Source organism: Pararhizobium gei, assembly GCF_029223885.1.
In the GTDB taxonomy this organism is placed as follows: Bacteria; Pseudomonadota; Alphaproteobacteria; order Rhizobiales; family Rhizobiaceae; genus Pararhizobium; species Pararhizobium gei.
In genome coordinates, this window is sequence record NZ_CP119409.1 from 2,367,327 (window position 1) to 2,389,082 (window position 21,756).

A 21,756-nucleotide genomic window follows, 5' to 3' on the forward strand; every position below is an offset into this window, starting at 1 on the left:
TTCGCGGCCTCGAAATACGACGAGGTACGCAGTCCCATGCTTGAATTGCTGAGAAGAGGCTCCCAGACCTGGGTTGTCAAAGGCCTGATGGTTCTTCTTGTCCTGTCATTCGCTGTCTGGGGTGTCTCGGCATCTCTTGTCACCAGCACGGCCGACGCCGTGGTCACGGTCGGGGATGTGAAGGTCTCGCCGAGCGATTTCCGTCTGGCCTATGAACGTCAGATCGCCCAGCTGTCGCGACAGTTCGGCACGCGCCTCAGCCGCGACCAGGCCAAGGCAATCGGTGTCGAATCCCAAGTCTATTCACAGCTCGTAGCCGGTGCGACGCTCGATCAGCTTTCAAACGAGATGAATCTGGGCCTGTCGCAGGACCGGCTGGCGACGCTGATCAGCGAAGATCCTGCCTTTCACGGTTCGAACGGGCGGTTTGACCGCCTGCGGTTCTCGAGCGTGCTGAGAAATGCCGGCCTGCGCGAACAGGACTATATCGCCAATCGCAGCCAGGTGGCCATCCGCTCGCAGGTGGTGGAAGCCCTCTCGGATGGTTACGCCGCGCCGAAAATCCTGACCGAGGCGTTGAAGACCTATCGCAGCGAAACCCGTGCGATCGAGTATCTCCTGCTTTCCAATGCCAATATTGATCCGGTCAAGGCACCCTCCGACGAAGTGCTGACGCCTTGGTTCGAGAGCCGCAAGGCGGAATACCGCGCGCCGGAATTCCGAAAGATCAGCTATGTCAAGCTTGAGCCGTCCGACATTGCCACGCCTGCAAATGTCACCGACGAGGAAATCCGGGCCGAATACGACAAGCGCAAGGCGAGCTTTCTGACGCCGGAAACGCGCACGGTCGAACAGTTGGCCTTTGCTTCCAAAGCCGAAGCAGACGCTGCAGCGGCCAAAATCGCCTCGGGCGCCAGTTTCGACGAAATTGTCACCGCCTCGGGGAAAACTGCGACAGACGTTCTGCTCGGCGACTTCACGCGCGATCGCATGCCTGATCCGAAGCTCGCCGAGGCGGCCTTTGCGGTTGTCGCGGACGGCCAGACCACCCCGGTGGTCGAAGGTGCCTTCGGACCGGTCATTCTGCGCGTGACGAATATTAAACCTGAAGTCGTGCGCGGCCTCGACGAGGTCAAGGAAGAGCTGCGCCAGGACATCGCGCTCGGCAATGCCGCCAATGAGATCATGTCGATCCATGACAAGTTCGAGGATGCGCGCGTGACCGGCGGCTCGCTGGCGGAGGCGGCGACGCAGACCAATCTCAAGCGCGTGACCCTCGATGCCGTAGATGCCCGCGGCAACGATGCGACCGGCGAGGAAATCGTCGGCATTCCTGAGGCAAAAACCTTGCTCGAAGAGGCGTTCAAGGCCGATCCCGGCACCGAAACATTGCCGGTCAATCTCGGCCGTGATGGCTATGTCTGGTTCGAAGTGGAACAGGTCACGCCATCGCGCGACCGGACGCTCGACGAGGCCCGCGAAAAGGCTGTTGCCGACTGGACAGCGGAACAGCAGCGGACAGCTCTTTCCGCGAAGGCGGCGGAGTTGAAGGCCCGTGTCGAAAAAGGCGAGACCCTGGCCGCGATCGCGACAGACCTCGGCATCGCCGTCGAGACGAAAAGCGGATTACGCCGCTCGGCGGAAGATGCGTCTCTCAGCCCCCAGGCCGTGACCGCTGCGTTCAGCGGACCGAACGGCCTGATCGCCAGCGCGCCCGGCATCGGAGGCGAAGGGCAGATCCTGTTGAAAGTCACGGAGGTCGATACCAACGCTCCCGTCGATGCGCTCGACAGCGATGACCGCCAGATCGAAGCCATCGCCCAGGCGAGCGGCGACGATATTCTGGACGAGATGGTCAGCGAACTTCAGAAGAGCTACGGCGTGACGATCAATCAGCAGCTTGCCGAGCTCGCCTTGTCGCAACAACAGCAATAATTCGGGAGACGGGTTGGCATGCCGGATTTGAAGCCTTTCGTTGCCAAGGCGGCAGCGGGCGAAGCCCTCAACCGGGAGGACGCACGCGCCGCTTTCGAAATCATCATGTGCGGTGAAGCAACGCCCTCGCAGATCGGCGGTTTTCTCATGGCACTGCGTGTGCGGGGAGAAACAGTGGACGAGATCGTCGGCGCCGTCGAGGCGATGCGGGCTCGTATGCTGACCGTTGAGGCACCGGAAGAATCCATCGATATCGTCGGTACCGGCGGAGATGGCGCCGGTACCTATAATATATCGACGCTGGCGGCGCTCATTGTCGCTGGTGCAGGTGTGCCCGTCGCCAAGCATGGCAACCGCGCCTTGAGTTCCAAGTCGGGCACGGCAGACGCCCTCTCCTGCCTCGGCGTGAAGCTCGATATCGGCCCGGACGTCATTTCCCGCTGCATCACCGAGGCCGGCGTCGGCTTCATGTTTGCCCAGCAGCATCATTCGGCCATGCGTCATGTCGGCCCGACCCGGGTGGAGCTTGGCACGCGGACGATTTTCAACCTGCTCGGCCCCCTGTCCAATCCGGCCGGCGTCACCCGGCAGCTGGTCGGGGTTTTCGCACCGCAATGGGTCGTGCCCGTCGCAGAAGTGCTGCGCGATCTCGGCTCGAAAAGTGTCTGGGTCGTGCATGGCGAAGGCCTGGACGAAATCACCACGACCGGGACGACTCAGGTGGCAGCCCTGGAAAACGGCGCGATCCGCAATTTCGAACTGACGCCGACCGATTTCGGTCTCAAAACCGTTTCGCTGTCTTCTCTCAAAGGTGGTGACGGCGCCCATAATGCCATTGCGCTGAAGGGTGTTCTGGATGGGGACGAGACGCCCTACCGGGACATATCGCTTGCAAATGCTGCGGCCTCGATGGTGATTGCGGGACGTGCCGCAGATGTCGGCGAAGGCATGCTGCTTGCACGGCGGTCGCTGGCGAGCGGCGCGGCGAAGGCCGCGCTCGAACGGCTCGTCAGCGTGTCGAACGCGTCTTGAAGGAGGCTTTGATGGCTGACATCCTGCAGAAAATTGAAGTCTACAAGCGCGAGGAAATCGCTGCCGCGAAAGCACGCATCAGCCTTGCCGACCTGAAATCCATGGCGGCCGGTCAGGATGCACCGCGCGGATTTTTGAAGGCGCTGGAAAACAAGAAGGCCGAGGGGGCTTTTGGTCTTGTTGCCGAAATCAAGAAAGCGAGCCCGTCGAAGGGGCTGATCCGCCCCGATTTCGATCCACCGGCCCTTGCCAGGGCCTATGAAGACGGCGGCGCGGCCTGCCTTTCCGTGCTGACTGACGGCCCCAGTTTCCAGGGCGCGCCGGACTACCTGACGGTGGCGCGCAATGCCTGCACCCTTCCGGCGTTGCGCAAGGACTTCATGTTTGACACCTATCAGGTTCACGAAGCCCGTGCCTGGGGTGCTGACTGCATCCTGCTGATCATGGCGTCGCTCGACACGGACACAGCAAGGAAGCTGGAGGACGAAGCCTTCTCCCTTGGAATGGATGTTCTCATCGAAGTTCATGACGAAGCGGAGCTGGAGCGTGCACTCATGCTTGCCTCGCCGCTTATCGGCATCAACAATCGCAACCTGAAGACCTTCAAGGTCGATATCGCCTTGTCGGAAAAACTGGCGCCCCTTGTCCCGGCCGACCGCCTTCTGGTCGGAGAAAGCGGCATCTTCACCCATGAGGACTGTGCACGTCTCGCCAAAACCGGCATCTCGACGTTTCTCGTCGGTGAAAGCCTGATGCGGAAATCCGATGTTACGGCGGCAACCCGCCTGCTTCTGACGGGAGCGGACGCTCTGGCGGCGGAATGATGGCCAATCTCTCGCTCACCCATATCGGCGCCGGCGGCGAGGCGGACATGGTGGATGTCGGCGGCAAGGCCGAAAGCGAACGTGTCGCCAAGGCCGAAGGCTATGTCCGCATGCTGCCGGAAACACTGGATCTGGTCCTGCAGGGAAATGCGAAGAAGGGCGACGTGATCGCGACGGCGCGCCTTGCGGGGATCATGGCCGCCAAACAGACGGCAAATCTCATCCCGCTTTGCCATCCGCTGATGCTGACGAAGGTTTCGGTGGAGATCACGGCGGACGAAGCCCTGCCCGGGTTGCGCATTCAGGCGATGGCGAAGCTGGCGGGTCGCACCGGCGTCGAGATGGAGGCCCTGACGGCCGTCAGCATCGCCTGCCTGACAATCTACGACATGGCGAAAGCTGCGGACCGCGAGATGGAAATCGGCGGCATCCGGCTGGTGGCAAAATCCGGTGGACGCTCCGGCGACTATGTCCGGATGGAAGGAAGCGGCTGACATGGCGTTGCTTGCCGTTGCCGAAGCGCTTGAGCGGCTGCTGCGAACGGCACCGCGGGTCCGACGCGGGGAAATGGTCGGGCTGCATCAAGCAGATGGGCGCGTGCTGGCGGAGGACCTAGCAGCCCGGCTCACGCACCCGGCCTTCGACAATTCCGCGATGGACGGCTATGCCGGCATCCATGCCGATCTTGCGACGGAAGGTATCGAACTGACCGTCATCGGACAATCTGCTGCCGGCCGCGGCTTTTCCGGCCATGTCGGGCAAGGTCAGGTCGTCCGCATCTTTACCGGCGCTCCGGTTCCTGCAGGCGCCGACACGGTCATCATTCAGGAAGATATCGAAACCATCGGCGACGGCCGCATCCGCACCCATTTCGCACCTGCCAAGGGCCGCCATATCCGACCCAAGGGACAGGATTTTGCGACCGGTGATAGTCTGTTGCGCGCCGGAGATGTTCTGGATGCCGGCCGTTTGACGCTGGCTGCGGCCATGAATCACGGGGAACTCCCCGTTCATGCACGGCCGAGGATCGCGATCCTTGCGACAGGTGACGAATTGCTGGCGCCCGGCGGCCGGCCGGGTCCCGATCAGATCATCTCGTCGAATACATATGGCGTTGCCGCCATCGTCCGCGAGAACGGCGGTGAGGTCATCGATCTCGGCATCGTGCCCGACGATCGGCAGGCCATCGCAGCGGCGGTCGCAAAGGCCCGCTCGGCAGAGTCCGATGTTCTGGTAACGCTCGGCGGCGCATCCGTCGGCGACCACGATCTTGTCCAATCGACGCTCGTCAACAGTGGCATGGTCCTGGATTTCTGGCAGATCGCCATGCGACCCGGAAAACCGCTGATGGTCGGCAAGCTGGACGCGATCACCGTCCTCGGTTTGCCGGGCAATCCGGTCTCCAGCCTCGTCTGCGCCTATCTTTTCCTGGAGCCGCTCGTGCGCCATATCGGCTCCCTGCCCGGCCGCGACCGGCAGTCGCAAGCGAGGATCGCAACCGCGCTTCCCCCCAACGACAAGCGGCAGGACTATGTCCGCGCGAGGCTATCCCGCCCCGCCGATGGCATGTCTGTCGCCACGCCTTTCGCGCGGCAGGATTCGTCCATGGTGAACATTTTTTCGCAATCGGATTGTCTGATCATCCGGCCGCCCTTCGCCCCTGAAGCCGTCGCAGGATCGCTTGCCGATATTCTGGTTCTACGCACCATGTAGCGAAACGTCCGCCTGGCGCATAGTGCCTGTTCTGAACCCGCATGAAAGGAATAAATGTGAATCGCAACCTGCTTTATATGATCATCGGCGGACTGCTCGTCGCCGTCGTCGGCCTTGGCCTTTATGTTTACGATAAGGAATCGAAGCCCGACGGCATCGAACTCAAGATCGGCGAAGGCGGAATTTCGGTTCAGGAAAACTAGAGACGGATCGAAGCGACGACGCGCAGCGGCGTTAACTTTTTATTAACCGAAGCGGTCGAATATCGTCTCAGTTGACCTGACTACGGATGAACTAGCAGGCGATCATCAAACAGCAAAAGGTCGGGTTTTCCCGGCCTTTTTCGTTCGGTACTTTAACGCGCCGCCCGCGACACGAGAATCTTGTCGATCCGCCGCCCGTCCATGTCGATGACCTCGAACCGGTAGCCGAAGGCCTCCGTCACGTCTCCTTCTTCCGGGGTCTTGCGCAACTGCTGCACGAGGAAGCCGGAGATAGTCTCGTAATTGCCGTCCGAATCGATTTCATCGATCCCGATCGTCAGGTGGATTTCGTCGATCGGCGTCCGTCCGTCGACCAGATAGGAGCCGTCGTCGCGCGGCCGGATCAGCGCGTGTTCGATATCGTCATAATTCGACGGCAGGACGCCGACGATGGCTTCGAGAATATCGGCGATGGTGATGATGCCTTCGATACTGCCATACTCATCGACGATCATCGCCATATTGATGCGCGACGACTTGAAGGCTTCCAGCGCCTTCAGGCAGGAGGTGGTTTCCGGAAGCGTGTGGATGTCCTTGATGAACTGATGGATATCGAAGCTGCGCGCCGGCGTGTTCAGCACTTCCTTGACCAGGATTGCGCCGAGAACCTCGCCATTGGCATCCGTCACAGGGTAGCGGGAGTGCGAGGACTGCTGAACCTTGCTACGGATTACCTCAATGGAATCGCCGACGTCGATAAAGCTTACTTCCGTCCGGTGCGTCATGATGGATTTTACATTGCGGTCGCCCAGCCGGATGATCCGCCGAAGCATTTCATGCTCCGATTTTTCGATGGCACCGCTTTCGACGCCTTCGGCCATGATCGCCTGGACCTCCTCCTCCGTCACCTGATCGCTATCGGTGGAAACGCCGAAAAGCCGCATGAACAGCGATGCCGAGGTTTCGAACAGGTAGACGATCGGCGCGGCCAGCCGCGACAGAACCGACATCGGCCCTGCGACGAACATCGCAACACCTTCGGAATTCTTCAGCGCGAGTTGCTTTGGAATGAGTTCTCCGATGACGACGGACAGATAGGTGATCAGAGTGACGACCAGCGCGACGGCGACCGTGCTACCATACGGGTTGATCCAGGCAATGCCGTCCAGCCTCGGCGCAAGCTTGTCGGCGATGGTCGCGCCGCCATAGGCTCCGGCCAGCGTACCGACAAGCGTGATGCCGACCTGAACGGTCGACAGAAACTTTCCCGGATCTTCAGCAAGCTGCAGCGCCAGTTCGGCGCGATTGTTGCCCTGCTTGGCCATTTGACGCAGCAGAGGCCGGCTTGCCGATACGATTGCCATTTCCGAAAGCGCGAAAAACGCGTTGATCAACAAAAGCACGAAAATGACAATCAGTTCGGACATAACCCTCAGACACCGTTGATGGAAGTCGAGGCGCATGATCTGCGCCGGCGACATTGGGTTTATCAAATAGGCGGAAGACGCGGCCGCAGCAAGCCGCTAGCGGCAGAATTGCCATACATGATCGAATGAAGGGCCAAAATGCCAGGACGGCGCGGTTTCGGGCGTCAATGTGTCAGTTGAGGGTCCGCAGCTTCGCCGACAGCAGTGCGCACACGCTCGCGGCCGAGACGGATAACATTTTCCATCGCGGCGCGGGCGCCTGCCACGTCGCGGCGGCTGATCTGCTCGACAATGCGGATGTGATTGCGCGCCACTTCGTCGATCAACTCCCGGCCCGAAGCCGGAGAGCTCAGCTTGAAGATGCCGACAAGGGCGGCTTCGATCAGGCTTCCGACAGCCCGCATGAACGGATTTCCGGACGCCTCCGCAACGGCCAGATGAAATCGGAGGTCGGCCATGGCCAGCGTCTCGGCCGTGTGCTGGGGATCTCCCATCGCAACCGCCAGCCTCATCATGCCACTGATCTCGGCATCCGAGGCATTGATGGCCGCAAGCGCTGCTGCATGGGGCTCGAACGCCAGTCTGATTTCGCTGAGATGAAAAAGAAACTCGTCGCTGACGCCGCAATTGAAATGCCAGGACAGGACGTCCCCGTCGAACAGGTTCCACTGGGTCCGAACAGTGACCCGTGTGCCGATCCGCGCGCGCGGCACGATCATTCCCTTTGCCGCCAGTGTCTTCATTGCTTCGCGCAGAACCGTGCGGGAAACCTTGAAACGCAGCGCAAGCTCCGGATCACCCGGAAGGATCGAGCCGACGGGGAACTCGCCGGATACGATTGCCTTTCCGATCTCGTCCACCACCTGGGCATGGCTGGTGCGTGTCCTGGCGCCGGCAATGACGGTTTCGAGCAAGCCCTTACGCAAACACGTTCCCCCTCAGGAATGGCTCTTTTTCTGACGCGACAAGAACAGAATAGCTTTTTGCATCAGAATGAAAGCAAACAACAAGGCGCCGATCAAGATCTTGGTCCACCAACTCGACAGCGAGCCGTCGAAGGTGATGTAGGTCTGGATCAGGCCCTGGATCAGGACGCCGACGAGCGTTCCGCCGACAAACCCGGCGCCGCCGGTGAGCAAGGTTCCTCCGATGACCACGGCCGCGATCGCGTCAAGCTCCACGCCGACCGTTGCCAGCGAGTAGCCTGCCGAGGTGTAGAGCGAATAGACGATCCCGGAAAGGCCGGCCAGAAAGCCGGACAGCGCGTAGATCAGGATGGTCGTGCGCCCGACGGGAACGCCCATGAGCGCGGATGTCTGCGGACCGCCACCGAGTGCATAGACATTGGTGCCGAAACGCGTGCGCTGCGCGATCACGATGCCGATGAGAAAGACAAGCAGCATCAGACCGCCGATCAGCGAGATTCGGCCGCCGCCCGGAAGCTTGTAGTAGAAGCTTTTCATCGTCGCGTAGAACGGATGCTTGATCGGCACGGAATCGATGGACAGGACGAATGCCATCCCCCGCGCCAGAAACATGCCGGCCAGCGTCACGATGAACGCCGGCATTTCCAGATAGTGAATGATTGCGCCCATGATCGCCCCGAACGCGGTGGTGATCAGAAGCGCCAGCACGAAGGCTGCAAGGGGATGGATGCTTGTCCCTTCCAGCATGACAGCGAGGAAAACACCGGTAAAGGCGATGACCGACCCGATCGACAGATCAATGCCACCCGACAGGATGACAAAGGTCATACCGACGGCCGCGATGCCCAGAAATGCGTTGTCCGTCAGGAGATTGCCGATCACACGGGTGGACAGCATGTTCGGATACTGCGCGGCACAGGCGGCGTAGGACAGGACGAAGATGACGATCGTTGCGATCAGCGGGAGATATTTCTGGTTCATCGGGCGGATTTTCGGCTGAGGAAGGTCACGCCAGCCTGCACGCGCGGCGACTGGATGACGAGGATGATGACGATGATGGCAGCCTTGATGATCAGGTTGAACTCCGGCGGAAAACCGGACAGAAGAATGCCCGTGTTGACGGCCTGAATGATCATGGCGCCCACCAGCGATGCGATGATGCTGAACCGGCCGCCGAGCAGCGATGTGCCGCCCACGACAACGGCGAGGATCGCATCCAGTTCCAGCCACAGCCCGGCATTGTTGGCGTCGGCGCCCCGGATATCGGCTGTGACGATCAGTCCGGCGATCGCAGCGCAAAGCCCCGAAAGCATATAGGCGGCCATCAAAAGCAGCGGTGTCTGAATGCCCGAAAGCGTGCTGGCGCGGCGGTTGATGCCGACTGCCTCGATCAGCATGCCGAGCGCGGTACGCCGGACGAGAAGCGCCACGGCGATGCCGAACAGGAGCCAGATGACCACCGGCATCGGCAACCAGGCAAACGAGCCGCTGCCGATATGGATCAGCCCGGGATCGTTGAACGTGAGGATGGCCCCTTCCGTCACGAGCTGCGCGATGCCGCGGCCCGCGACCATCAGCACCAGTGTCGCGATGATCGGCTGTATATTGAGAACGGACACGAGAAAGCCGTTCCAGAGCCCGCAGATCAGTCCCGTGCCCACAGCCAACACCAGCGTTAGGACAAGCGGATCGCCCCGCACGCTGGAGGCGGCGGCAACCGCGCCGCAAATCGCCATCACCGCGCCTACCGAGAGATCGATGCCTTTGGTGGCAATAACCACGGTCATCCCGACAGCGAGGAGTGCTACCGGGGCACCGCGGTTGAGAACATCGATCAGGCTGCCATAGAGGCGGTCATTCTGGACCTGGATCGAGAAAAACCCCGGAAATACGATCCAGATCAGGAACAGGATGATCGCCAGCGCGATCAGTTGCGGAAGCAGCCGCCATCCGAGACGTCGTGCATTCTCGATCATGCATGTTCTCCCGCGCCGGGTGCGGCAGCGATGGCATTGACGATATGGTCCGTGGTGATTTCGTTGCCGGTCAACTCGGCCACATGGCTGCGGTCGCGCAGAACGATGATCCGCGAACTGTAGACCACCAGTTCTTCCAGTTCGGAGGAAATGACAATCAGCGACATGCCCTGCGAACACAGGTCCTGGATCAGTCTGATGATCTCGGCATGCGCCCCGACATCGATGCCCCGCGTCGGCTCGTCGAGAATGAGAAATTCCGGATTGGTCGCCAGCCATCGCGCCAGAATGGCTTTCTGCTGGTTACCGCCCGACAACAGGCGGATCGGCTTTTCACGATCGCTGGTACGGATGTCGAGAGCCTTGATGTAGCGGTCGGCGAGCGCATTCTGGTCCGCGCTCGACAGCGGGCGGGCCCAGCCGCGCCGCGCCTGCAGCGCAAGAGCAATGTTTTCGCGCACTGAAAGTTCGCCGATAATGCCGTCGGATTTGCGATCTTCCGGGCAGAAGCCGAATCGGGCTGCGATCGCCGCCCGCGGCGAGGAGAGATTGGCCGTCTGTCCGCCGATCTCGGCCGTGCCGCTGTCAGCCTTGTGGACACCGAACAGCAGTTCGGCCGTTTCCGTCCGGCCGGAACCGAGCAGGCCTGCGATGCCGACGACCTCGCCCTTGCGGACGTCCAGATCGAATGGCTTGATCTTGCCAGCCTTGCCATAATTGGAAAAGCGGTAATGTACCGGGCCGGCTTCTGCTTCCGTGGCGGCGACCGCTTTTTCGGCGGCGAGCAGTTCGTGACCCAGCATCATCGTGACGAGTTCCTTGCGCGGCAGGGAGGCGATGTCTCGCGTTCCAACAAGCTTGCCGTTGCGCAGCACTGTAATGCGGTCGGAAAGATCGTACACCTGCTCCAGGAAATGGGTGATGAAGACGATGCCGAGACCACGGGCTTTCAAGCCGCGAATGATCCTGAACAGCATCTCGACTTCCTGCGCGTCCAGGCTCGCCGTGGGTTCATCGAGGATCAGCACTTTTCCGGACAGATCAACGGCACGGGCGATCGCCACCACCTGCTGGATTGCAACGGAATAGCTGTCGAGCGCGGCCGAAACGTTGATATCGACGCCGTATTGGGCAAGTAGCGCCTCGGCACGGGTCTTCATTTCGCCCGTGCGGATCATCCCGAAGCGACGCGGCTGGCGGCCGAGAAAGAGATTCTCCGCGACGCTCAGATTACCGAGAAGATTGACCTCCTGGTAAACGGTGCCAATTCCAAGCTTCTGTGCATCGAGCGTATCGCGCGGGTCGATCTCGACGCCGTCGAGCAGCAGAGCACCTGAATCGCGGCGATAGGCGCCGGTCATGCACTTGATGAGCGTCGATTTTCCCGCGCCGTTCTCCCCGAGAAGTGCGTGGACCTCACCGCGGCGCAGGGAAAAATCGACCTTGTCCAGGGCGATCGCCCCGGGAAAGGTTTTGACGACCCCGGCGGCGATGAGAATGTCATCTGTCTTGTTTTGCATCGCATTGGCTTCTGGTGGGGATGGGAAGGTCGTTCACGGCCGATATCGACGGCAGTGGTGACGCGTCGGACAGTTGCGCTCGCAAAGCTCTGCGCAGCCGCTTTCGGCCATGTCCGGATAAAATTGCCGGCATCCCTTGGGGATGCCGGCAATGGATGATCAATAACCAAGGCCCTTCTTGGCTTCGTAGACCTTCTGCGGATCGTCAGCCTGTGTGTAGAGCTTGGATTCGGTCTGGATCCACTTCGGCGGTGCCTTGCCGTCCTTGAGGAAAGCGTCGAGCGCATCAAGCGCCGGGCCTGCCATATTCGGGGTCAGTTCGACCGTGGCATTGGCTTCGCCGGCAGCCATGGCCTGGAAGATGTCCGGCACGGCGTCGATGGATACGACGAGAATGTCGGTACCGGGCTTCAGGCCGGCTTCCTTGATGGCCTGGATCGCGCCGACCGCCATGTCGTCATTGTGGGCATAGAGCGCGCAGATGTTCTTGCCGCCGTCTTCAGCCTTCAGGAAGCTTTCCATGACTTCCTTGCCCTTGGTGCGGGTAAAGTCGCCGGTCTGGCTGCGGATGATCTTCAGGTTGTCGTGACCCTTAAGAGCTTCCTCGAAACCCTTCTTGCGGTCGATGGCCGGCGACGAGCCGGTCGTGCCCTGGAGCTCGACAACATTGCAGGGCTTTCCCGCCGTGGTATCGACCAGCCACTTGCCGGCCACGTTGCCCTCGTGAACGAGGTCGGACGTGACGGCCGTCAGATACAGATCGTCCTTCGAATCAACGGTGCGGTCGAGCAGGATAACCGGGATTTCGGCATCCTTGGCTTCCGTCAGAACTTCGTCCCAGCCGGTTGCCACGACGGGTGCGACCAGGATGGCGTCAACGCCCTGGGCGATGAAGGAGCGAAGCGCCTTGATCTGGTTTTCCTGCTTCTGCTGGGCGTCGGCAAATTTCAGGTCGATGCCGCGTTTTTCGGCTTCCTGCTTGGTTAGCGTCGTTTCGGCGGCACGCCAGCCGGATTCCGAACCGATCTGCGAAAAGCCGATGGTAAGATCGGCGGCAGAGGCCGAGCCGAACATGCTGGCAGCCAGAATCGTTGCACTCGCGAGTGCGGTCTTGATCTTCATGATTTCCTCCCAAAAAGGCTGCTCCTCAGCAGCAACGGTAAAAAATCATATTATATTATTAATGTAAACAGGCTTTCTGACGGTCGGCGAAATTTTGTCCGAGGTTCGGCTGAACGAACGAAGGCGGCCTCGCGGCCGCCTTCGTGTCAGTTCCGGTTTGTTTATTTCGGCAGTTGGTCGTCGACGCCTTCGACGTAGAAATTCATGCCGAGAAGCGTTTTATCATCCGATGATTCGCCGGCCTTGAGCCACTCCGAACCGTCTTGTTTCTTGATCGGGCCGGTAAACGGCTTGAGTTCGCCGGAGCGGATTTTTGCTTCCGTCGCTTCCGCCAGGGCTTTTACGTCATCCGGCATGTTGGTGTAGGGCGCCATGGTCAGGATGCCGTCTTTCAGGCCGTCCCAGCTGGAGGTCGTCTCCCACTTGCCGTCGAGCAAAGCCTGGGTGCGCTTGATGTAATAGGCGCCCCAGGTGTCGACGATCGCCGTCAGTTGCGTTTCGGGTCCGGCCTTGATCATATCGGAAGCCTGGCCGAAAGCCTTGATGCCGCGCTCGGCCGCAACCTGCATCGGCGCGGTCGTGTCGGTGTGCTGGGTGAGCACGTCAACGCCCTGGTCGATCAGCGCCTTGGCTGCATCGGCTTCCTTGCCCGGGTCGAACCAGGTGTTCGCCCACACGACCTTGATCTTGAAATCGGGGTTGATTGAGCGGGCGCCCGTCACGAAGGAATTGATACCCATGACGACTTCCGGAATCGGGAAGGACGCGATGTAGCCTGCTACGCCTTTCTGGGAAATTTTGGCGGCAATCTGGCCCTGAATGTAGCGGCCCTCGTAGAATCGGCTGTTATAGGTCGCAAGGTTCGGTCCGGCCTTGTAACCGGTCGCATGTTCGAATTTTACATCCGGAAATTTCGCCGCAATCTTGACGGTCGGATCCATGAAACCGAAGGACGTCGTGAAGATCAGTCCGCAGCCCGAGCGGGCCAGACGCTCGATGGCGCGCTCGGCATCCGGACCCTCGGGCACGTTTTCGAGAAACTGGGTCTCGATCTTGTCGCCCAGCGCCTTCTCCAGTTCCTGACGGCCGATGTCGTGTGCCTGCGTCCAGCCACCATCGGTCTTTGAGCCGACATAGACGAAGCAGACCTTGGCTTTTTCCTGGGCGCTTGCAGCAGCGGAAAAGCCGAGGACGGCTGCCGTGGTTGCCAGTGCGAAAAGTAGTTTTTTCATGTTTACCCCTGTTGGTTTTCGAGAGCTTTTCTTGACTTTTATCGGTCCGGCACGAACGGCTTTCCGAGCGATGCCGGCGTATTGATCAGTGTTGCGCGCCGATTATGCGATATCAGAATGAGTACAATGATTGTCGCTACATAGGGAAGCGCAGAAAGAAACTGCGATGGTATTCCGATGCCTGACGCCTGCGCGTAGAGCTGGCTGATGGACACGGCCCCGAAGAGATAGCCGCCGGCGACCAGTCGCCACGGCCGCCAGGATGCGAAAACGACAAGGGCAAGCGCGATCCATCCGCGCCCGGCAGACATATTTTCCACCCATTGGGGCGTATAGACGAGCGATAGCTGTGCCCCGGCAAGCCCGGCGCAGGCGCCACCGAACATGACGGCCAGATATCGCGTGCGGATGACATTGATGCCAAGCGCATGTGCCGACGCATGGCTGTCCCCGACGGACCGCAATTTCAGCCCTGCCCGGCTTCGGAACAGATACCACTGGATGCCGACAATGAGACCAATCGAGAGGTAGAAGATCAGATCCTGCCTGAACAGGACCGGGCCGAGAAAAGGTATGTCGGAGAGGATTGGGAACACGATTTGCGGCAGTTTGATGCCGGATTGTCCGACAAAAGACTCACCGATCATTCCGGACACGCCAAGCCCGAGGATCGTCAGCGCCAGACCCGTCGCAACCTGGTTGGCGACGAGCGTCAAGGTGAGGAAACCGAAAAGCAGCGAAAACAGGCTGCCTGACAGGATGCCGGCGACGATGCCGATATAGGGTGAGCCGGTTGTCTGGGTCGCAATGAAGGCGCAGGCCGCGCCCATGACCATCATGCCCTCGACGCCCAGGTTGAGCACGCCGGAGCGTTCGGTCACCAGTTCGCCGGCCGCAGCCAGGACCAGCGGCGTCGCGGCGGTGATCACCGTCAGGAGGATTGCCTCGAACATGCCCATCAGCGCGCCTCCTCAGCGGTTACGCCGTCAAGATCCGCCCAGACCATCCTCACTCTGTAGTGAATGAGGGTGTCGCAGGCGAGCACGAAAAACAGCAGCAGCCCCTGGAACACCCGGATGGGTTTGTCGGAAATCTGCAGAGAAACCTGCACCGCCTCGCCTCCGAGATAGGTGAGCGCCAGCACGAATCCGGCCACGACAATGCCCAGCGGATTGAGCCTGCCGAGAAAGGCGACGATGATGGCGGTAAAACCGTAGCCGGGTGAAATCACCGGGCGCAGCTGCTGGATGGCGCCGCTCACCTCGGCAATTCCCGCAAGTCCGGCAAGCGCGCCCGAAAGCAGCATCGAAAACCAGATCATGCCGCGCGACGAGAAGCCGGCGAACCGCCCTGCCCGAGCAGATTGCCCGAGAACCGTCACCTGGAAACCCTTCATCGTGTAGCGCATCATGAACCAGACGACGAATGCAGCGATGATCGCAAAGCCGAAGCCCCAGTGCGCGCGCCCCGAAGCGATCATTTCCGGCAGGACCGCAACCGGATCGAAGGTTCGGGTCTCGGGGAAATTCATGCCGCCGGGATTGCGCCAGGCGCCGCGCACCAGCCAGTCCAGAAAGAGCTGGGCGACATAGACCAGCATCAGGCTGGTCAGGATCTCGTTGGTGTTGAGATGCGCCTTGAGAAAGGCGGGGATCCCGGCAAACAGCGCGCCGCCAAGCATGCCCAGCAGAATCATCAGCGGAAGCACGAGCGGCGAATGCCAGTCATGAAACACCACCGGCAGGATCGAACCTGCGATGGCCCCCATGATGAACTGGCCCTCGGCGCCGATATTCCAGTTGTTCGAGCGATAGCAGACCGACAATCCGACCGCTATAAGGATCAAGGGTGCGGCCTTGATGGCCAGCTCATGCAGCGACCAGACTTCTGTCAACGGTTCGATGAAGAAGCTGTAGAGCGCGGTTGCCGGGTTTTTGCCGAGCAGCAGAAACATGATCGCGCCGAAGATGAGCGTCAGTCCCAGCGCGATGACCGGCGACAGAACGGAAAAACTTTTCGAGATGTTCGCGCGTCGTTCCAGTTCAATGCGCATGGGCGGTCTCCGCCGTGTCCGGCCGGCCGGGCATTCCGCCCATCAGCAGCCCGATTTTTTCGCGCGAGAGGTCCCGCGCCGGATAGATGTCGGAAAGCCGTCCCTCGCTGATGACCGCGACCTCGGTTGCCACTTCGAAGATCTCATCGAGATCCTGACTGATGACCAGCACGGCCGATCCCGATCTGGCCAGATCAACGAGCGCCTGACGGATGCGGCTGGCCGCGCCTGCATCGACACCCCAGGTGGGCTGGTTGACAACAAGGACTGCCGGCTGACGGTCGAGTTCGCGGCCGACGATGAATTTCTGGAGATTGCCGCCTGACAAGGAACCGGCTGCCGGGTTTTCTCCGCTCTTGCGCACGTCCATGACCTCGCAAATCCGCTTGGTCGCCTTTTTCACGGCGTCCTGGCGGATCAACCCGAGGAGACCGCCGCCAAGAAAGGCCCGGCGATCGGACTGGCTGCGGGCCAGCACCAGATTGTCGGAAAGCGAAAGCGCCGGAACCGCGGCATGACCATGCCGTTCCTCCGGCACAAATCCGGCGCCCATCAGGCGGCGCGCATTGATCCCCTTCCCGCCCACCGGTTTGTCGGCGATCCGCACGTCGTCGTCGGCCACGGAGGTATATTCTCCCGACAGCATATCGAACAGTTCTCCCTGGCCGTTACCGGCGACCCCGGCTATCGCCAGAATTTCGCCGGCATGCACCTTAAGGCATATATCCTTGAGCGAGACCGCAAAGGGCGTGCGGGCCGGCGCGGACAGCTGGCGCGCTTCCAGCCTGACCTGACCCTTGGCGCCTCCTGCCGCTGCCGTCACATGCGCCACTTCACTGCCGACCATCATTCGCGCGAGCGAAGACGGGGTTTCCTTAGCCGGTTCGCAGGCGCCGGTAACCTTGCCGTGCCGCAGTACCGTTGCCCCGTCGCAGATGCGCTGCACCTCCTCCAGACGGTGGCTGATGTAGAGAACGGATCGCCCCTCCGCCTTCAGCTTGGCGAGCGTCTCGAACAGCCTGTCCGCTTCCTGCGGCGTCAGCACCGACGTCGGCTCGTCCAGAATGATCAACCGCGGATTCTGCAGGAGCGCACGCACGATTTCGATACGCTGGCGCTCGCCCACTGAGAGATCGGCGACATGCGCATGTGGATCCAGCGGCAGTCCGTAACTGCGGGAGAGAGCGGCAGCCTCGTCGGCGATCTGCCCGAGGGAAATTCCGGGCGCCATAGACAGGGCTATGTTCTCTGCGACAGTCAATGCTTCGAACAGGGAGAAATGCTGGAATACCATGCCGATGCCGAGGCCGCGTGCGGCACTCGGGCTGGCGATCCGGACCGGCTTGCCCTGCCACAGGATTGCGCCGCTCGTCGGCGACAGAACGCCGAACAGCATCTTCACCAGGGTCGATTTTCCGGCCCCGTTTTCACCCAGCAGCGCATGGATTTCCCCATGCCGTATCTTGAGATCAATGCCGTTGCAGGCGGCAAATGTGCCGAACAGTTTCGTCAGTTTCTCGACGGCCAGCAATGAACCGTCGGCGGGTTGTCCCTCAGCCGACACGCGCCCCTCATTTTATCGTCTGCTGCCTTCTCGGCCTTTCCGGCCTTATCAAGGAATCAGCAAGGTTGTTCCGCTCGTTTTTCTGCCTTCCAGATCCCGGTGCGCCTGACTTGCGTCGGCAAGCGCATAGGTCTGATTGATATTGATACGGACTTTGTTGCTTTGCACAACAGCAAACAGCGAGTTTGCACATGCCTCGAGCGCCGTCCGCGTCGAGACGTAGCTGAACAGTGTCGGCCGCGTAGCAAAGAGCGAGCCCTTTTGCGCGAGAATGCCGATATTGACACCCTCGACCGGCCCGGAGGAATTGCCGAAGCTGACCCAGAGTCCGCGCGGCTTGATGCAGTCGAGCGAGGCCGGGAACGTATCCTTGCCGACCGAATCGTACACCACGTCGACGCCCTTGCCATGGGTGATCTCCTTCACCCGGGTGACGAAATTCTCGGTGCTGTAATTGATGACGTGATCATAGCCATGCGCAAGCGCAAGATCGATCTTCTCCTGCGATCCGGCCGTGCCGATCACGGTCGCGCCCAGCGCCTTTGCCCACTGCCCCGCAATCAGTCCGACGCCGCCGGCCGCCGCATGGAACAAGAGCGTCGTCTCCGGCCCCACCTTGAAGGTCTGGTTGAGAAGATATTGGGCTGTCATCCCCTTCAGCATCATGGCCGCAGCGGTTTCGAGCGTGATATCGTCCGGCACCTTCACGAGCTGCGATACCTCGATATTGCGTTCGCTGCTGTAGGCTCCATCGGACGAAGCGTAGGCCACCCGGTCTCCGACCGCGAAACTGCTGACTCCGTCGCCGACCGCGGTCACCACGCCTGCCCCCTCTTTTCCCGGAATGAAGGGAAGTCCGTTGGCGGATTTATAAAGCCCAGTGCGGAAATAGACGTCGATGAAATTGACCCCGACCGCGACCTGGCGGATTTGCACTTCGCCCGGGCCCGGCGGTGTCAGGGTGATACCCTCGATCTTCAGAACGTCCGGCCCACCGAGGGCGCGCACCATGATGGCCTGTGCCATGAAATCTCCTCAACCCCGACCGATACGGGGAAATATCTGCAGAACGAAACCAATGACGTAGAGATAAAGTCCGGTGCCGACGACCCCTGCCACCACCCAGCCCGGCGTGTCGAAATGCAGGAGCAGCGCATAGCCGCTCAGCACGGACCAGATGACAAAGACGGTCAGGTTCAAAGGCCTCAGGCGCCGGACGCGGACCGGATGCAGGAAGTTGATCGGCATGAAGGTCAGAACGACCGAGACGAAAACCACGATGGACGCTGCGATCTCGCTGGCATCGATCACGAACAGGGTGAAGACCACCATGTTCCAGACGACGGGAAAGCCTGAAAAGAAGTACTCGTCCGTCTTCATCCCCATATCGGCGTAATAGATGGCGCTCGACATGACGATGGCGCCGGCCGCAAAGAACGACCACGGCTCGCCGATCATGCCGCTCTGGTAAAGCGCAAAGGCCGGAAGAAGAACATAGGTGACATAGTCGATTACATTGTCCAGCGTATCGCCCGACCAGTTCGGCAGAACTTCTTTCACCCGCACCTTACGTGCGATCGGGCCGTCTATGCCATCCACGGCAAGAGCGAGACCCAACCACCAGAACATGTCGACGAACCGGTGCTCGGCTGCGGCAACCACGCCTAGAAAGGCGAGAAAAGAGCCTGATGCAGTCAGGATATGGACAGAAAATGCACGGATTTCGGCATAGGGAACGCGCTTGTAGTTAAAGAATTTCATCGGCAGACGCACCCTGTCCCTAATTTGCGCTTCCTCCGAAGCCTGTCGAAGCGGCCTGTTTGCGGCTATTGCTCCTGCGTCCGTCCTGCCGGACGGTCTTGGTCGATACTATGCACCGTTTCGGTTTGCCTGCCAGCAAAAATCACAAGTCCTTCGAAATGCGGATAAATCAGCTGTGGACCCATCTTGCGGCCTGCGCCAATTCACCCCATTTCCCAAGTCTACGCCGAACGATACGATCGCCAACGCCATTCTTGCCTGAAGACAGAAAGCCGGTGTCATGGACGAAGTTGAAGTCGTGAGTAAAGTTGAAGTCGCGGTCGTCGGAGCGGGGCTGGCCGGTTCGCTTGCCGCCCTGGCCTTTGCCCATGCGGGACGCAGCGTTGCGCTGGTCGCCCCTGAAGCGGGCGGCGGCGACGGGCGCACGACAGCGCTGATGGACACGTCGCTCCGTCTCCTGCAGCAGCTTGGCCTTTGGCAGCATTTGCAGCCGCTCGCCGCGCCCCTGCAGAGCATGCGCATCATCGATGGGACGGACCGCCTGTTGCGCACGCCGCCAGTCACCTTCCACGCTTCGGAAGTCGGACTTCATGCCTTCGGCTACAACATTCCGAATGCGCCGTTTCTTTCCCTGCTGGAAGAGGAGGCGCGCAAGCGGCCATCACTCTTCAGACTGACCGCAAGCCTTGCCTCGATCACTGCGGGTACCGACGGCAGCGTGCTTCATCTCGATAACGGCCAGGCGGTCGCCGCGGAACTCGTGGTTGGCGCGGACGGCCGGCAATCGCGGGTGCGTGAGGCGGCCGGTATCGATGTGCGGCGGTGGTCCTATCCGCAAAGCGCCGTCGTTCTCAGTTTTTCCCACCAGATCCCGCACCAGAACATATCGACCGAGTTTCACACGCCGCATGGCCCCTTCACGCAAGTGCCCCTGCCCGGTCTTCGCTCGAGCCTCGTCTGGGTTCAGACGCCTGAAAACGCCACAAAGATGCTGTCACTTTCTCCGGGCGACTTGGCGCTTGCCATCGAAAGCCGCATGCAATCCATGCTCGGAAAAGTCGTGGTGGAGACAAAGCCGCAGGCCTTTCCTCTTTCCGGCATGGCTGCCCGTTCCTTCGGTCGCGGCAGATGCATTCTGATCGGCGAAGCGGCGCACGCCTTTCCACCGATTGGCGCGCAGGGTCTTAATCTGAGCTTGCGCGATGTTACGGCGGCTCTGTCGCTGCTCTCCGGCCTTGCGGAAATACCGGCCGATTTTGGGGAACGGTACCACCGCAGACGCCAGGTCGATATCCTGACACGGACCGTCAGCGTCGATCTTTTGAACCGGTCGCTGCTTTCAGATTTCCTCCCGGTCCAGATGCTCCGCGCAGCCGGTCTGCAGGCGATGGCCAGCGTCCCGCCGCTGCGCAATTTCATGATGCAGGAAGGCATCAATCCGGGCGGCGCCTTCGCGCAGATCGGGAGCCGTCTAAGGGAAAAGGTCGGCTGGCAGAAAACCTGAACTGAGGAGGTAAAGCAGGAAGGTTACGGTTGCGACGGATAAGGTCGTGGTGACCAGGATCGTCGCCGACGCCCGCTCCTGCCAGACCCCATATTGCTGGCCGATAACGAAGACATTCGTTGCCGTCGGCAGCGATGCAAGCAAAACCGCCGTCTTTACCCAGACCGGATCGAAATTTCCGGTGGCGCTCAACACGAGATACATCAGCGCGGGGTGAAGCACGAGCTTTGCCGGAACGATATAACCGATCTCGCGCGGAATTCGCTTCAGCGGCCGTAAAGCCAGTGTCACGCCCATGGCAAACAGCGCGCAGGGGGCGGCCGCCTGCGCCAGATAATCGATCAGCCGCTGGATGGCGACGGGCGGCTGGAAAGAGAGCGAGGCAGCGAGCACGCCGGCCAGCGTCGAGAGAATGAAGGGGTGAAAGAGGATTTTTCTGCCGATCTGCAGAACGATCCGGGCCGGTGCCTGCGTCTCGCCGCCGTTTCGCGACATCATGGCCGGAGCAACGATGAAGTGAAGCACATTCTCGAAGCAGAAGATCAGCGCCACCGGCACCGCAGCCGGCTCTCCGAGCGCGAGAAGCGCCAGTCCCGGCCCCATATAGCCGATATTGCCATAGGCTCCGGCAAGCCCCTGGATTGTGCATTCCGCGAGCGAATTTCGGCGAATGACATAGCCGACGGCGAAAACCAGCAGGAAAACCGTATAGGTGGCGGCAATCGAGGCCAGCACAAAATCGAAACGGGTCAGCTGTTCGATCGGCGTGCGCGACACCAGCTTGAAGAACAGAGCCGGCAGCGCAAGATAGATGATGAAGATATTGAGCCAGCCCATCGCGTCGCCAGCGCCATCGCCGGAGGGTTTCTTGCCGAATCTGGCCGTGAGATACCCGACGAGAATCAGGCCGAAGAACGGCAGCACCAGCCCCACTATATCCGTCATGCGTCACGCGACCCCTGTT

Annotated in this window: 20 protein-coding genes; 7 read left to right on the forward strand and 13 right to left on the reverse strand. The window is 60.7% G+C overall.

What is annotated here, in order from left to right; translation table 11 throughout:
* The first annotated feature begins 36 nt into the window (after positions 1–36).
* Genes PY308_RS11660 through PY308_RS11685 form a run of 6 tightly spaced genes read left to right on the forward strand, consistent with a single transcriptional unit; the run spans position 37 to position 5,707 of the window.
* A complete protein-coding gene (locus PY308_RS11660) occupies positions 37–1,935 on the forward strand; it encodes a peptidylprolyl isomerase (protein ID WP_275782563.1) in 1,899 nt (632 codons plus the stop codon).
* Positions 1,936–1,953: 18 nt separating this feature from the next.
* Entirely contained in the window at positions 1,954–2,967 is a 1,014-nt protein-coding gene (trpD, locus tag PY308_RS11665; RefSeq protein ID WP_275782566.1) for an anthranilate phosphoribosyltransferase, read from the forward strand.
* A gap of 11 nt (positions 2,968–2,978) precedes the next feature.
* Complete coding sequence (gene trpC / locus PY308_RS11670) at positions 2,979–3,791, forward strand: indole-3-glycerol phosphate synthase TrpC (RefSeq protein ID WP_275782568.1); 813 nt, start codon at positions 2,979–2,981, stop codon at positions 3,789–3,791.
* Positions 3,791–4,285, forward strand: coding sequence for a cyclic pyranopterin monophosphate synthase MoaC (gene moaC / locus PY308_RS11675; protein WP_275791102.1), 495 nt, complete (start codon positions 3,791–3,793; stop codon positions 4,283–4,285). The genes trpC and moaC overlap by 1 nt, the downstream gene beginning before the upstream one ends.
* Position 4,286: 1 nt before the next feature.
* Positions 4,287–5,504 (forward strand): molybdopterin molybdotransferase MoeA, encoded by a 1,218-nt coding sequence (locus tag PY308_RS11680; protein ID WP_275782570.1) that lies wholly within the window; start codon positions 4,287–4,289, stop codon positions 5,502–5,504.
* A gap of 56 nt (positions 5,505–5,560) precedes the next feature.
* On the forward strand, positions 5,561–5,707 hold the full coding sequence (locus PY308_RS11685) for a hypothetical protein (protein ID WP_275782571.1): 147 nt from the start codon (positions 5,561–5,563) through the stop codon (positions 5,705–5,707).
* Between the two features lie 152 nt (positions 5,708–5,859).
* Here the strand turns inward: PY308_RS11685 and PY308_RS11690 are convergent, their stop codons facing one another.
* From PY308_RS11690 to pcsA, 12 genes are all read right to left on the reverse strand, one after another.
* Positions 5,860–7,134, reverse strand: a complete 1,275-nt coding sequence (locus PY308_RS11690; RefSeq protein ID WP_275782573.1) for a hemolysin family protein — start codon at positions 7,132–7,134, stop codon at positions 5,860–5,862.
* Between the two features lie 164 nt (positions 7,135–7,298).
* Positions 7,299–8,060, reverse strand: a complete 762-nt coding sequence (locus PY308_RS11695) for a FadR/GntR family transcriptional regulator (protein ID WP_275782575.1) — start codon at positions 8,058–8,060, stop codon at positions 7,299–7,301.
* A 12-nt stretch (positions 8,061–8,072) separates the two neighbouring features.
* Complete coding sequence (yjfF, locus tag PY308_RS11700; protein ID WP_275782577.1) at positions 8,073–9,041, reverse strand: galactofuranose ABC transporter, permease protein YjfF; 969 nt, start codon at positions 9,039–9,041, stop codon at positions 8,073–8,075.
* Complete coding sequence (locus tag PY308_RS11705) at positions 9,038–10,036, reverse strand: ABC transporter permease (protein ID WP_275782580.1); 999 nt, start codon at positions 10,034–10,036, stop codon at positions 9,038–9,040. The genes yjfF and PY308_RS11705 overlap by 4 nt, the downstream gene beginning before the upstream one ends.
* Positions 10,033–11,556 (reverse strand): galactofuranose ABC transporter, ATP-binding protein YtfR, encoded by a 1,524-nt coding sequence (ytfR, locus tag PY308_RS11710; RefSeq protein WP_275782583.1) that lies wholly within the window; start codon positions 11,554–11,556, stop codon positions 10,033–10,035. The genes PY308_RS11705 and ytfR overlap by 4 nt, the downstream gene beginning before the upstream one ends.
* Before the next feature lie 159 nt (positions 11,557–11,715).
* Positions 11,716–12,678 (reverse strand): galactofuranose ABC transporter, galactofuranose-binding protein YtfQ, encoded by a 963-nt coding sequence (gene ytfQ, locus PY308_RS11715; RefSeq protein WP_275782585.1) that lies wholly within the window; start codon positions 12,676–12,678, stop codon positions 11,716–11,718.
* Positions 12,679–12,839: 161 nt separating this feature from the next.
* Positions 12,840–13,910, reverse strand: coding sequence for a BMP family ABC transporter substrate-binding protein (locus PY308_RS11720; protein ID WP_275782588.1), 1,071 nt, complete (start codon positions 13,908–13,910; stop codon positions 12,840–12,842).
* A gap of 38 nt (positions 13,911–13,948) precedes the next feature.
* On the reverse strand, positions 13,949–14,869 hold the full coding sequence (locus PY308_RS11725) for an ABC transporter permease (protein WP_275782592.1): 921 nt from the start codon (positions 14,867–14,869) through the stop codon (positions 13,949–13,951).
* On the reverse strand, positions 14,869–15,963 hold the full coding sequence (locus tag PY308_RS11730; protein ID WP_275782593.1) for an ABC transporter permease: 1,095 nt from the start codon (positions 15,961–15,963) through the stop codon (positions 14,869–14,871). Before PY308_RS11730 ends, PY308_RS11725 begins: the two co-directional genes overlap by 1 nt.
* Entirely contained in the window at positions 15,953–17,527 is a 1,575-nt protein-coding gene (locus PY308_RS11735) for an ABC transporter ATP-binding protein (RefSeq protein ID WP_275782596.1), read from the reverse strand. Before PY308_RS11735 ends, PY308_RS11730 begins: the two co-directional genes overlap by 11 nt.
* Before the next feature lie 48 nt (positions 17,528–17,575).
* A complete protein-coding gene (locus PY308_RS11740) occupies positions 17,576–18,553 on the reverse strand; it encodes a quinone oxidoreductase family protein (RefSeq protein WP_275782598.1) in 978 nt (325 codons plus the stop codon).
* A gap of 9 nt (positions 18,554–18,562) precedes the next feature.
* Positions 18,563–19,288, reverse strand: a complete 726-nt coding sequence (pcsA, locus tag PY308_RS11745; protein WP_275782600.1) for a phosphatidylcholine synthase — start codon at positions 19,286–19,288, stop codon at positions 18,563–18,565.
* A 298-nt stretch (positions 19,289–19,586) separates the two neighbouring features.
* Here pcsA and PY308_RS11750 point away from each other — a divergent pair, with 298 nt between their 5' ends.
* Entirely contained in the window at positions 19,587–20,792 is a 1,206-nt protein-coding gene (locus PY308_RS11750) for a UbiH/UbiF family hydroxylase (protein ID WP_275791103.1), read from the forward strand.
* Here the strand turns inward: PY308_RS11750 and PY308_RS11755 are convergent.
* On the reverse strand, positions 20,760–21,737 hold the full coding sequence (locus tag PY308_RS11755; RefSeq protein ID WP_275782601.1) for an AEC family transporter: 978 nt from the start codon (positions 21,735–21,737) through the stop codon (positions 20,760–20,762). The two genes, PY308_RS11750 and PY308_RS11755, sit on opposite strands and share 33 nt — an antisense overlap.
* Positions 21,738–21,756 lie beyond the last annotated feature (19 nt).

Excerpts from the sequence above, each read along its gene's own strand:
- PY308_RS11660 (WP_275782563.1), top strand. The coding sequence starts at position 37 with ATGCTTGAATTGCTGAGAAGAGGCTCCCAGACCTGGGTTGTCAAAGGC.
- trpD (WP_275782566.1), top strand. The coding sequence starts at position 1,954 with ATGCCGGATTTGAAGCCTTTCGTTGCCAAGGCGGCAGCGGGCGAAGCC.
- trpC (WP_275782568.1), top strand. The coding sequence starts at position 2,979 with ATGGCTGACATCCTGCAGAAAATTGAAGTCTACAAGCGCGAGGAAATC.
- moaC (WP_275791102.1), top strand. The coding sequence starts at position 3,791 with ATGGCCAATCTCTCGCTCACCCATATCGGCGCCGGCGGCGAGGCGGAC.
- PY308_RS11680 (WP_275782570.1), top strand. The coding sequence starts at position 4,287 with ATGGCGTTGCTTGCCGTTGCCGAAGCGCTTGAGCGGCTGCTGCGAACG.
- PY308_RS11690 (WP_275782573.1), bottom strand. The coding sequence starts at position 7,134 with ATGTCCGAACTGATTGTCATTTTCGTGCTTTTGTTGATCAACGCGTTT.
- yjfF (WP_275782577.1), bottom strand. The coding sequence starts at position 9,041 with ATGAACCAGAAATATCTCCCGCTGATCGCAACGATCGTCATCTTCGTC.
- PY308_RS11705 (WP_275782580.1), bottom strand. The coding sequence starts at position 10,036 with ATGATCGAGAATGCACGACGTCTCGGATGGCGGCTGCTTCCGCAACTG.
- ytfR (WP_275782583.1), bottom strand. The coding sequence starts at position 11,556 with ATGCAAAACAAGACAGATGACATTCTCATCGCCGCCGGGGTCGTCAAA.
- ytfQ (WP_275782585.1), bottom strand. The coding sequence starts at position 12,678 with ATGAAGATCAAGACCGCACTCGCGAGTGCAACGATTCTGGCTGCCAGC.
- PY308_RS11720 (WP_275782588.1), bottom strand. The coding sequence starts at position 13,910 with ATGAAAAAACTACTTTTCGCACTGGCAACCACGGCAGCCGTCCTCGGC.
- PY308_RS11725 (WP_275782592.1), bottom strand. The coding sequence starts at position 14,869 with ATGGGCATGTTCGAGGCAATCCTCCTGACGGTGATCACCGCCGCGACG.
- PY308_RS11730 (WP_275782593.1), bottom strand. The coding sequence starts at position 15,963 with ATGCGCATTGAACTGGAACGACGCGCGAACATCTCGAAAAGTTTTTCC.
- PY308_RS11740 (WP_275782598.1), bottom strand. The coding sequence starts at position 18,553 with ATGGCACAGGCCATCATGGTGCGCGCCCTCGGTGGGCCGGACGTTCTG.
- pcsA (WP_275782600.1), bottom strand. The coding sequence starts at position 19,288 with ATGAAATTCTTTAACTACAAGCGCGTTCCCTATGCCGAAATCCGTGCA.
- PY308_RS11755 (WP_275782601.1), bottom strand. The coding sequence starts at position 21,737 with ATGACGGATATAGTGGGGCTGGTGCTGCCGTTCTTCGGCCTGATTCTC.